Annotated in this window: 12 protein-coding genes; 7 read left to right on the top strand and 5 right to left on the bottom strand. The window is 39.6% G+C overall.

The window, feature by feature from the left end; all coding sequences use genetic code 11:
• Window positions 1-137: 137 nt before the first annotated feature.
• Window positions 138-1,739 (bottom strand): ABC-F family ATPase, encoded by a 1,602-nt coding sequence (locus P20311_RS13005; protein WP_076923146.1) that lies wholly within the window; start codon window positions 1,737-1,739, stop codon window positions 138-140.
• 195 nt (window positions 1,740-1,934) lie between these two features.
• On the opposite strand from P20311_RS13005, the gene P20311_RS13000 reads away from it, so the two are divergent.
• From P20311_RS13000 to P20311_RS12990, 3 genes are all read left to right on the top strand, one after another.
• On the top strand, window positions 1,935-3,215 hold the full coding sequence (locus P20311_RS13000) for a lipopolysaccharide assembly protein LapB (protein WP_008113539.1): 1,281 nt from the start codon (window positions 1,935-1,937) through the stop codon (window positions 3,213-3,215).
• Between the two features lie 386 nt (window positions 3,216-3,601).
• The gene (locus P20311_RS12995; RefSeq protein WP_008113537.1) at window positions 3,602-3,991 is read left to right on the top strand and encodes a nucleotidyltransferase domain-containing protein; all 390 of its coding nucleotides are present in this window, start codon (window positions 3,602-3,604) and stop codon (window positions 3,989-3,991) included.
• Window positions 3,984-4,403: a DUF86 domain-containing protein gene (locus tag P20311_RS12990; RefSeq protein WP_008113534.1), complete on the top strand. Its 420-nt coding sequence runs from the start codon at window positions 3,984-3,986 to the stop codon at window positions 4,401-4,403. Before P20311_RS12995 ends, P20311_RS12990 begins: the two co-directional genes overlap by 8 nt.
• A gap of 749 nt (window positions 4,404-5,152) precedes the next feature.
• On the opposite strand, the gene P20311_RS19445 is transcribed toward P20311_RS12990, so the two are convergent.
• Both P20311_RS19445 and P20311_RS19440 read right to left on the bottom strand, forming a co-directional pair.
• The gene (locus P20311_RS19445) at window positions 5,153-5,488 is read right to left on the bottom strand and encodes a transporter substrate-binding domain-containing protein (protein WP_008113532.1); all 336 of its coding nucleotides are present in this window, start codon (window positions 5,486-5,488) and stop codon (window positions 5,153-5,155) included.
• A 2-nt stretch (window positions 5,489-5,490) separates the two neighbouring features.
• Window positions 5,491-5,883, bottom strand: coding sequence for an ABC transporter substrate-binding protein (locus P20311_RS19440; RefSeq protein WP_008113531.1), 393 nt, complete (start codon window positions 5,881-5,883; stop codon window positions 5,491-5,493).
• A 488-nt stretch (window positions 5,884-6,371) separates the two neighbouring features.
• Between P20311_RS19440 and P20311_RS12980 the strand changes: the two genes are divergently transcribed.
• Window positions 6,372-6,971: a bifunctional 2-polyprenyl-6-hydroxyphenol methylase/3-demethylubiquinol 3-O-methyltransferase UbiG gene (locus P20311_RS12980; protein WP_008113529.1), complete on the top strand. Its 600-nt coding sequence runs from the start codon at window positions 6,372-6,374 to the stop codon at window positions 6,969-6,971.
• Entirely contained in the window at window positions 6,968-8,563 is a 1,596-nt protein-coding gene (locus P20311_RS12975; RefSeq protein ID WP_008113528.1) for a S24 family peptidase, read from the top strand. The genes P20311_RS12980 and P20311_RS12975 overlap by 4 nt, the downstream gene beginning before the upstream one ends.
• 581 nt (window positions 8,564-9,144) lie before the next feature.
• On the opposite strand, the gene P20311_RS12970 is transcribed toward P20311_RS12975, so the two are convergent.
• Window positions 9,145-9,924, bottom strand: a complete 780-nt coding sequence (locus tag P20311_RS12970) for a hypothetical protein (RefSeq protein ID WP_008113527.1) — start codon at window positions 9,922-9,924, stop codon at window positions 9,145-9,147.
• Window positions 9,925-10,089, bottom strand: coding sequence for a hypothetical protein (locus P20311_RS19135; protein ID WP_008113526.1), 165 nt, complete (start codon window positions 10,087-10,089; stop codon window positions 9,925-9,927).
• A gap of 728 nt (window positions 10,090-10,817) precedes the next feature.
• Here P20311_RS19135 and P20311_RS12965 point away from each other — a divergent pair.
• Window positions 10,818-11,216: a DUF6088 family protein gene (locus P20311_RS12965; RefSeq protein ID WP_008113525.1), complete on the top strand. Its 399-nt coding sequence runs from the start codon at window positions 10,818-10,820 to the stop codon at window positions 11,214-11,216.
• Window positions 11,206-11,883: nucleotidyl transferase AbiEii/AbiGii toxin family protein (locus P20311_RS12960; RefSeq protein ID WP_036985173.1), on the top strand; the 678-nt coding region annotated here is incomplete at its 3' end. The genes P20311_RS12965 and P20311_RS12960, both read left to right, overlap by 11 nt.

Genomic DNA, 11,883 nt, shown 5'->3' with positions numbered 1-11,883 from the left:
CCCCGAACCCCGAACCCCAGGCACAAAAAAACGGCGCTTAAACAAGCACCGCTTTTAAATGGTTTAGGCTATTTCTTTAACCTTTAACCTTTAACCTTTAACCTTTAACCTTTAACCTTTAACCTTTAACCTAGCTCTTAAGCTACTTTGTTTTCTTCGCAGCTTGCCAGGTATTCGTCAAACGTACCTTGAAAGTCAATCACTTGCTTGTCTTTAATATCAACAATACGCGTTGCTAGTGACGAAACAAACTCACGGTCATGGCTTACAAAAATAAGTGTGCCTTTAAAGTCTTTTAGCGCATTGTTAAGCGCTTCAATGGCTTCCATATCCATGTGGTTTGTTGGTTCATCCATTATTAGTACGTTAACGTCTTGCATCATTAACTTACCGAATAACAAACGGTTTTTCTCACCACCTGAACAGTTACGCGCTTTTTTATTTGAATCGTCTGCGGTAAATAATAAACGCCCTAACATGCCACGAACCATTAAATCGTTGTGTTTAGCAGTGCGCCACTGCGACATCCAATCAAATAAAGTTAAGTCGTTATCAAAGTCTTTGCTGCTGTCTTGTGGGCAGTAACCAAAGGTCGCGTTTTCTGACCATTTCACCTCACCGTGTAAACTTTCAAGCTCGTTAACTAAACACCGTAAAAAGGTGGTTTTACCCACACCGTTTTCGCCAATTACCGCAAGCTTTGCACCCGCTTCTAGCAATAAGTCGCCGCCGGTAAATAGCGTTTCACCGTCAAACCCATGGCCAAGCTTGGTTAGCTCAAGCGCTTGGCGATACATTTTTTTGCCCTCATCAAAGCTCAGTGACGGGCTCATACGACTTGATGCTTTAACTTCATCAAGCTTAATTTTATCCATTTTTTTAGCGCGCGAGCTGGCTTGTTTTGCTTTAGAGGCATTAGCACCAAAACGGTTAACAAAGTCTTGCAGCTCGTCAATTTCAGCGCTTTTTTTCGCGTTTTCAGCTAATAACTGTTCGCGTTGCAAGCCTGAGGCTTCAAGGTACTTTTCGTAGTTACCTGGGTAAATACGCAGCTCGCCGTAATCAATATCGGCCATGTGCGTACATACCGAGTTTAAAAAGTGACGGTCATGGGAAATAATAATCATGGTACATTTACGTTGGTTAAGCTCATTCGCAAGCCACGTAATAGTATGAATATCCAAGTTATTAGTTGGCTCATCAAGTAGCAAAATATCAGGATTTGCAAATAGCGCCTGTGCTAACAGCACACGCAATTTCCAACCAGGGGCTACGTTTGCCATTAAACCATAATGAAATTCTTTATCGATACCCGCATCAAGTAGTATTTCTTCTGCGCGACTTTCTGCTGTGTAACCGTCCATTTCAGCAAAGATGCTTTCAAGCTCTGCCACTTTCATGCCGTCTTCTTCGCTCATTTCAGGCAACGAATAGATACGGTCGCGCTCTTGTTTTACTTTCCAAAGCTCAACGTCGCCCATAATTACCGCATCAACTACGCTGTATTGTTCAAACGCAAACTGATCTTGGCTTAGGTTACCTAATTTTAGCCCCGGCGTAATAGACACATTACCTGCACTAGGCGTAAGCGCACCGCTTAAAATTTTCATAAATGTCGACTTGCCGCAGCCGTTAGCGCCAATTAAACCGTAACGGTTACCGTTACCAAATTTAGCTGAAATGTTTTCAAACAACGGCTCTGCGCCAAACTGCATCGTAATATTTGCGGTGGAGATCAAAAAAAGGTGTCCTAGAAAAATACTGACAGGGTTATGGGCGCAGCAGGTGCGAAAATAGACCAGGCAATAGGTGTAAATAAGGCGGCAAATTATACAGGCCAAGTATACTAAAGGCTAGCCTATTTAAACGTTAACTCACTTGATTGTTTTTAAGTACGGCTTTATTGTAATAAAAAATATCAAAAAGAGTGAGTTATGTCGCCTACAAAAATTCGCAGTGAAGTTATAAAACTTAGTAAGCTAAGTGTAAAACAGCCAGATTATTACTTTATTCAGGGTTACTTTTTAGGATTAGGCTTACTGCCCGACATAATAATGCCCAGCCAATGGCAGCCAGACCTACTAGGTGAGATTAATTTTACAACAGACGCTGAATTAAAGTACCTCGAAAGCCTGATGGAAAATTACAATAACAGCATGCAAAAAGTGATGAGCGAAGACTTTAAAATGCCCACTAAATGCAGCTTATCGAAAACCGATTACCGCGATTCACTCAAAGCTAATATGCCATTACCAAACTACTGTAAAGGGGCATTACAGGCACTTAAGTTTATTGATAAACGCAGCCTAAACAAACACCAAAAAGAGGTGCTAGCAAGTTTGAATGAAGTACTTAGTGCCTTTAGCTCTGAGCAAGCTGCAATGAAAAAATTTGCTAGTAACCAGGGCTTAGCGCAATCATTTAAAAAGAATTACATCTACTTTGTAGCCGACGCGCTTTACAACATTCGTTTTATTGAAAACACCCGCTGGAGCGATGAAGACGAAGCCGCGTTTAACGAACAATTTTTAGAAGAGTTTGCACACCAACAGCACAGCAATGACTTTGCTGCTGGCAAAATGATTGACGACGAAGTGATTGATCAATTAATGGAAGCAATCCTTAGCGACTTTACCCCCAGCGCGTTTGAACCGATAGAAGCGTTACTTGAACTGTTTGAGGGTTTTATTACAGAGCAATACATAGCACAAAACCAAGGCCACTTTTGGCTGATCCACGAAACACGCCCTTATATGATGCTACGGTCGCACCGAGCACAAATTAACGCACTACAAGGCAATATACAACTTGCCATTGATGAATTTGAAACACTGTTGCAATTAAACCCCATGGATAATCAAGCGAATCGGCATTGGCTAATGAACTGCTACATAATTAAAGGCCAGTGGCAAAAGCTAGATGCGTTTTTAGCTGACTTCGACAGCGAAGAGCTCCATGCCACAGCAAGCCGCGCCTTGAGTGAATTTCATAAAAATGGTGACTCTAGCCAAGCCAAGCAATACAAAAAGCAACTTAAACAGCTTAATAAACACTTTATAAAACTACTTACTGGGCAAGAAAAACTAAAAAGTGACGACTTTGATTTTTACAGCCCAGGCAGTAAAGAAGAAGTAGGGATATACCTAAATTCACTGGGTAAACAAGCGTGGATAGCCACCGAAGGCAGCTTGTTTTGGTTACGCAAAAAGATCTAAAAAAGTGGAAGATTGAAATTAAAGGTTACGAGCGACGAGTAGCGAACACAGCCTAGCGCCTTTGGCCTTCTCTTTCAGCGCAGCGCCTCTTCTTCCTCGTGGTGAATAAATAAATTAAAACACTATTTACCACCGAGGTCGCAGAGTACACAGAGAAAGTGATTAAAGGGGAAAGGTAAAAGTTCTCGGGCGGCGGGTTTTGGGCTATGGGCATAACTTAGCACCTAGTTACTTCCCCAGAAGCTAGCGCCTTTTACCTAGCGCTTCTTTGGTGAATACATCACTTAAAATTAATTTACGTGAATAAAAGTACATTATCGGTTTTAGTGTTCAGTATAAAATAGATAAGTTATGATTATCTTAGTTTTTACTAATGGTTTTTTATTTTGAGCAATAATATTTTTCAACAAATAGTTAATTTCTTGCAGAAAAATAGCGACATTGAAGTGGTTTGGTTGTATGGCTCTCACGCCAAAGGTACAGCACAACCTCATAGTGATATTGATCTTGCTATCGCTTTTAAAAATTTTGATCTTAGCTCGTTTGATAAACGACTCAGGCCAAAAGAACTCGAGCTAGAAATCAGCAATGCGCTTAGCCTAAACGAACAGCTTATTTCAATCGTTGATATAAACTTAATCCCCAGTTACCTTGCATTCAATATAATAGAGTACGGATGTGTAATTTTAGGTAAAAATAGCCTTAGAGCGATGAAAGAGCAGCAGCGTATTTATAGCCAATTTGAATTTGAGATGATAGCGAGTAAGCATGATTGATACAGGAATAGCGCTTTATATAAGTGAAGTAACACGACATATTGATGAATATATGCAAGAACTCGACGAATTAAGCCAAATAGATCAACTTAATAATAGAGACTACCGTGCCGCAGAGCGTTTGTTACAGTTAATGACAGAAGTGTGTATTGGTTTATCTAAGCACTGGCTTAAAAAGTATAAAAACACGACAAGCAGTAATGCCTACCAAACATTTAGTGAACTAACGCAACTCGGTGTTTTAACCGATAATGAGTTGCTTTCATGGCGTAAAATAATCGGTTTACGCAATGCGCTTGTGCATGATTATTTGAATATAGATCAAGAAATTGTGAAGACGATTATTAAAAAACGACATTATGTAACTATGCACTTGTTTAGCCAAAAAGCGATGGCCGAATTAGCAAGCTGATTGAGGTTAAAGGGGAAAGGTAAAGTTCTCGGGCGGCGGGTAGTGGGCTACGGGCACAACCTAGCACCCAGCGCCTTCTCTTTTCAGCGCAGCGTCTCTTCGCCCTCTTTGTGAATAATGACCTTGCGCGGCATAAAGCCCGTCTACGATAACCGTCAACGTTAATCATATCGGTAGGCGGGAGTTTACCTCGCGCTTTTAATTTAAAAACAATTTTGCACCACAGAGGTTCTTGAGGCGCTTTGCGCTACACAGAGGTGGAACGGTATTTTTTAAGCATTTCTCTGTGAACTCTGTGTTCTCGGTGGTAAATATTTATTTAACCTGAACTCTGGTTAAGAGATTTACTAACGTATTGAATCAAAAATGATATTTATGTTTATTTTTCTCTAGCCAGAGATTTCCAGTGAAAACAAGGCGAAATTACGCGTCAATAGCTAGCCTATTGCAAGTAAATTCAACGCAGTTAGCGCTGAAAATAGCTGCTTGAGATTGATTTATTATCCAGAGTTCAGGTTATTTAGGCTTAATCTGACGCGATATAAAATCGCTGCTACTGGATACGAGTTACGTGCTTGTGCAAACAGCCTAATAACTAGTAATCTCTGTCACTGTCCTAAAACCTAACACCTATTACACTCTTAGTGTTTATGAATGTAGGCGGGAGTTTATAATCCGGCTTGTGATTGTAGTCGCAGAGTTTGCTCGCGCGAAAAGCGCAGCTTTTAAATGTTGCGAAATCTACGGGTTCAGTAATGTGGGTAAATGGCTTGTATAGCGGATTTATTTTGCTTAATTAACTCATTTATAGCTTGTAACTCTACTTGGCTAATGGTTTTTTTACTTAGCATTAAATGAATAGAACTCTTATTGATGGCCGCCATATTAGTAACCGCTTCTATTGCTGGGTATTGGTTTATAAAATATTGCGCTGCTAGTTCGTCTTCAATTGCGTAATCAACTCTGTTTTTATTGAGCATTGCAAAACGTTTCTCGGCTGTAGGCATCATAATAACGTTAGCGGGGTGGTTCTGTTTAAACAGCTCAAACGCAACGCCATAATAACTGCCACGGTTAACCGCCAAGGTTAAATCTTTATAAAAAAATCGCTAATGTTATTTAAATCAGGCGATTCGGTGTATTTATACAGGCGAACTACTTCATCACGATAGGCATCGCTAAAATAGGCAAAATCAGCTCTTGCTGATGTTTTACTCGCGGCAAAAATAATATCAATACGGCCTTCTTTTAATTCTTCAAAAGCACGAGCAGAGGTAGGCAGCAACATAAACTTTAAACAAAAAGGTGAGCCGTTAAAAATCGTATTTACCACATCAATTTCAACGCCTGTTAAATTGTTATTAACTGCCACCACATAAGGCGGCCAGTTGCGTTCATTAGTACCCACCTTAAGTGTTTTGTTACAGGCAAATACGCTACAGCTAAAGATTAGTAATACAACAAAAGCGACTTTAAGCATTTTATTACTCTAAAAAATTACAACACTTTAGTATAAACCAAGTTGTAAATATAAACAGGGTTAGGTAGTTGTTATTAAAAGGCCAGCAGCTAAAGCGATTGCACGTAATGTAACCTTTAAAACGCTTGGTAAGCTTATAACGGCTTAAATAAACGTTTATTCAAGCCGTTACACTGCAGGGTAAATAACAGTCATGTTTTTAGTGTGGATTAAGGTAAGAGTTTGATTATCGCTACTCATTCAAATAGCGCCGATGCGTTTATATAACTTTAATACTTTCAAAGATGTAGAGTTAATAGGTAAAAGTGTAAATAACATTGGTTTATAACAATTAAACAGTGCTTTTTTGTAATGAAAACATACTACTTAGGGCGTATATATTGCCGTAGCTCTATATTTTTAAATGTTGATACTGTAGATTAGTTATAAATGAATACCAGATTAATAGCTCGCGCTGTTAATAAATAAACCAAGGAGCGGTGAATTTAGTGCCTACTAAAACACTCAATTACTACAATCAAAACGCACAAAGCTTTAGCGACTCAACGCTTCATGTTGATATGTCGGCGCTTTACGCTGAGTTTTTACCGCTTATCCCTAAACACGGCCATATATTAGATGCAGGCTGCGGTAGCGCCCGCGATGCAATGTATTTTAAACAGCAAGGTTTTACTGTTAGCGCATTTGACGCAAGTCCCGAGCTTGCAAAGTTAGCCAGTAATTACTTACAACAAGCCGTAGAGGTTAAAAGCTTTCAGCAGCTAAATTGTACCAATAAGTACAACGGCATTTGGTGTTGCGCCAGTTTATTGCACGTACCAAAAGTAGAGTTACCACAGGTGTTTTTAAAACTACAAAATGCCCTAAAACCAAACGGGGTTTTGTATGTGTCGTTTAAATATGGCACGCAAGAGCGTGTACATAATGGCCGTGAATTTACCGATTTAAATGAAAGTGCTTTAACTGCGTTAATTAACAGCCACACAAAACTTAAAATACTAAAACAATGGCAAACGGTCGACCAACGACCAGAGCGCGAAAGCGAAGTGTGGCTCAATGCGTTAATTAAGGCTGCTCCCACTTTATGATTGGCGCAATGCAGCAACAACTCGACTTTATTGCATATATTCAGCGCATGTTGGTTGAGGGAGAATTCACCGCAACTTATAAATATGCACTATTACATGCTATTGCTGATATTTGCGTAGAACAGCAAAATGAAGATCAGAGTGCTCCAATGGAAATAAAAATAGACACGTTAGTCGATAAATTTATCCAACTTTATTGGAACCACTCAATGCCTTACGCTGCCCACTCTACCGATATTATTACTAATGCCGAAGACATGCTGTTAAAGCAAAATAGCCAAGGACAGGCAAAGTTCATCACCGAAATTTATAAACTACAAAATGCAGGTGTGAAAAGTTACAACGCATTCAAAAACTACCAACAATATAACCAAGTAATTAGTTCTCTTAGACGAACATTTATCGATGGCCCTCTTTGGCGGTTACAGTTACTTTCGGGTAAAGAAGAATGTTTTTTATATCCCCATACACTTTTAGGTAAAGGCAGAGAGCCCAAGCGAATTGTTTTAAATGCTGGTATAGCTCAGTGTTTTAGGCGCTTTTACGATTTGGTTGTGCATCTTAGTGTTACTGAATGGATAGAAAAAGTACAAACTATAAAAGCTAATCAAACGCTATTAGGCTCGCAAAGCCAGCTACAAGAGTTCTTGTTTGGCAGTAATAGAGCGGCGTTAAAAGTGGTAACTCCACTATTGATAGATATTCAAAACGGGCTTTGCTTTTACTGCCAAAAGCCAATGAATCTAAAAAACGAAAAAGAAACTAAAAAAACGCCAGAGATCGATCACTTTATTCCTTTTAAGCGCTACCCAAACGATTTAGCACATAACTTTGTTGCTGCACATGCTGATTGTAATAACAACAAGCGAGACCACCTCGCCGCTGTTGCTCACCGCGACCGCTGGCTAGAACAAAACCTTGATATTCATAAGGCCGAAATAACGAATAAACTGCAACCTTACTTTTATTGCGATGCAGATAAATCGCTTGCAGTAAGCAATTGGGCGTATCAAGTAGCTGAATCAAGCAGTGCTAAATTATGGCTTGGCAAAAACAGTTTTGAAGAAGCAAAGCCGAAAGCTGAGGTGTTTAAATTTTCAAAAGTTGTAAATAAATCAGAGCAAACAAATTTGGCGGCGGAGCCGAAAGCTAATTTTAAAACCATCATTAACGCATTGAAGTTACGTTACTTCCCAAATATTAAAATAGCCTGTGGGCATTTTAAAACTGGCGATAGCAGCGATGTTGAATATTTAGATGCGCCACTTGGCGCAGGCAAGCTTGATCCAAACGTGCACTTTTTAGCACGCGCTTCGGGCAACTCTATGAACGGCGGTAAACACCCAATACTTGATGGTGATTTACTGTTACTTGAGCTAATAACGTCCGATAAAGCCGGATCGCTACGTGGCCAAATAGTGGCGATAGAGCGAGATGATATAGGCGGGGAAGGGCAGTATTTACTGCGCAAAGTTAATAAATTACCTAATGGGCAATATGAGCTAATTGCTCAAAACCCAGATTATGAGGTAATGATTGCTGATGAAAGCATGCGAACCTTCGCACGGTTTAAACAAGTGGTTGCAGGTTAGTTTGTAGTCGCGTTTTAGCTTGTAGGCGCAGAGCTTGCTCACGCGAAAAGCGCAGCTTTTAAATTTGTAGGATGTGCCGTAGGCGTGAGTTTGCCTAGCGCTTTTAAAGTGTAGGAATTGGCTTGAGCCGTGATTTATATATGATTTTGGGAAAGGGATTAAAAACCTCTATTCGAGGTTTTATCGCGTTGGCGATGGCAACCAAAGAGAGGCTGCCGCCGACCTCTCTCTGGACTCTCTCGGCGCACCCGAGGATTACACTGTGTCCTCAAGTTAAAAATTGATGTGAACGTAAGCGCCGTGTATTCGCCATCCGTGGCGAAGTCACGGCTTAACTTGCATCCATGCAAGTGATTACTCATCAATTTATAACTTTCGGGTGTGATCACGGGGAGTTGGAGTGTGTTGGTAAATTGGTGTTTATGAATGTAGGCGGGAGTTTACCTCGCGCTTTAACTTGTAGGCGCAGAGCTTGCTCGCGCGAAAAGCGCTTAAATTTTAGGTATAGGTAACGAACATGAAGTTAATGATTTAAGAGTACATATATTCAACAAGATTAGTGTTGCACGTTATCTTTTAAGTTATTGAGAATATGGGTGATTTACAATGCAAGTGCACTCAGCAATATAGAAGTCGATCCCTTTTTCTGTTTTTATACTTCTCAAATAAACAGGGACTATAGGCATAGACGAGGGCAGCTTTTGTAATAGGCTTAAACTAGGGTAAAGCAATTTGTGTTTTGCCAACGAATCAAATTTATCGCCATGTTTTGCTTCAATCACAAATAAGTGCTCTTTACCGTCTCGCTTAGCAACAAATACAGCATCGATTTCAACTTGACCATTTATATGCTCAAGGACAATATCTTCGTTAGCCAGTGGCTTAAAGTTAAATGTGAATGTACTTTGCCCCGTTGCTGGCACAACTATTGTTTTATCATCTTCGAGATTAAGAGCTTCAGCCATTAACCCTGATGCTATAGCTAGATTTACAACTGAGGTCTCAGTAACTTTAGGCAGGAGTTGAAATGCAAATAAACTTCTTATTGATACGTTCGGTAAAAATAGTTCAGGTTGTAATTGACCAAACAGAGCTTGGTCATTAAAAAAGAAATCGTTTACATCATTTGTTTTTACAAGCGAAAAATAAGTTTGATTTGAACCCGAGCGCGAGCCGAGCCTTAACACCATTGTATTTTGCTCTTTTAAAAGCTTTGGCAGCTTCTTAATAGCATCTATCGATATTGATGCTGCCGTGTTCGCTTTTAAATTATTAGCGTTAACATAGTCTTGGAAGCCTTGCGGAATAGATACTTTTTGTTCTTTGGCTAGCATTTCTAGCACTATTTTTTGGAATATCACTTATTCATCCTTGATTTCAAAATAATAAAAATACGCCCGCCCACGCTTTTCAAACTTAAGTTCACCACGCTCGCGGCGGTGCATTAACTCACAGTCTGTTATTTTTAGATTTTTAATGACCTCTTTGCTCGAAAGCCATTTACCCTTTTGATCTTGATCAGCCATATAAGTTACTCAAATTAAGTATAAATTTAATATACATAACTCTTAACGCATCGACAAATTTGAAGGCTAATGCCAAGACTATTCCCCCGTCATTTTGCCCGAAAAAACTCAATTGATGAGTAATCGATTGCATGGATGCAATCAAAGCTGTGACAGGCACATGGATGTGCCTTACACGGCGTTTACGTTCATATCAATTTAGCTTTTGAGGAAAGTGCAAAAAGCTCGGGGCGCCGAGAGATTCCAAAGAGAAGTCGGCGGTTACTTCTCTTTGGTTGTCGTCGCCAATGCGACATGTATAAATAAAGTAGACGAGTATCGAGTTGCGGAGATCGGGTTTTGCCATTAAAAGCTACGCTTTTCGCGTCAGCAAGCTTAACGCCTACGGTGGGAATAGGTAAAAGGTTTTAGTTTAAAGGCGCTAGTCTGAATTTATAGCCCGTCGCTCGCTGCTCGAAACCCGCTGTCTTCTCTTTGTGCAAATATGGTTTTAAGTGATTTATTCACAAAGAGGTTATGAGGCGCTGCGCTAAAGAGGTAAGAATAAAAAAATGTGTTTCAGGGAAGTAACTAGGCGCTAGGATATTTGCATAAGCTCGATGCACGCAGCCCGTTGTTGAGTTTTTACCTAAAGGTCAGCGTGCTATTACTCTTTTAATGTCGTATGTTTGCATTGTTTAGATGTCGTATGTTTGCTATATTTTGTCTAAGCAACGAGAGTAATTAATATGACAATAGCAAGTAAAGTAACCACAAGAATAAACCGCTCTAAGCGTTATGTTTTTGAGCGTGCTGATTTTGCTGATATTGCAGGTTACGACCAAGTTGGCCGTGTTTTAAAAAAGCTAGTTGATAGTGGCCAGTTGTTACGTATTGGTTATGGGCTTTATACTAAAGCGCGAGAAAATCGCATTACTGGTAAGTTAATGCCTGCATCACCTGCGGGTGCAGATGGTGTCATTTTAGAGGCTATTGAAAAACTGGGCGTTGAGTATCAGTTTGATGAATTTACACAACGCAGTCTTAATGGTGAAAGCTTACAAGTTCCCGCTTCATTTAAAATAATGACCAATAGCCGCTTTAAGCGCAAGATTGTTGTAAATAATAGCGCTATTAATGCGAGTTGATAGTGATTTATTTTTAGATGTAGCGGATGCTCTTGGTATGGGTAATCCTGCCATTGTTGAAAAAGATTACTATGTAGTTGCATTACTTAAGCTACTTTGTGAGTTATCTTTTGATACGCATTTTTTAGTTTTTTCAGGTGGTACGGCATTAACAAAGTCAGGCATTAAAACTCATCGAATGTCTGAAGATGTTGATATAAAAATCATTCCCAAAGATTTAACTGCTAACACGTCTAAAACTAAAAGAAGAAAGGCTAGAAAAGCGCTCCACTTACAGTTAATTGCTGCAATTAATTCACATGATTATTTTTCTGTAGAAAATACTCCAACTGTTTTTGATGAATATCGATATCAACAAATTGATATTCGCTATCCTCAAGCCCATTCAAAAGCCCCATGCTTACGACCGTTTATTAAATTAGAGCTTATTGAAACGTTACTTTTTGATAATGTACATAGCCGCAATATATCTTCTTTAGTGAACGAGGTAACTCAACAGGCACCAGAAGTGCCGCTGATGGATTTTTCTAGTATTGAGAGTACACAAGCTGAAAAGTTAGTGTCTATGCTAAGGCGCACAGCGAGCTTTGCACGTGATAATAAAAGAGACGATGATCCTGCGCTAATTCGCCATATTTATGATACGTATTATATTCAACACGCTGGG

This window comes from Pseudoalteromonas sp. BSi20311, from assembly GCF_000239875.1.
Classification (GTDB): Bacteria; Pseudomonadota; Gammaproteobacteria; order Enterobacterales; family Alteromonadaceae; genus Pseudoalteromonas.
The sequence above is the reverse complement of the archived record's forward strand: the minus strand, read 5'-3'. Positions and strand labels throughout refer to the sequence as shown.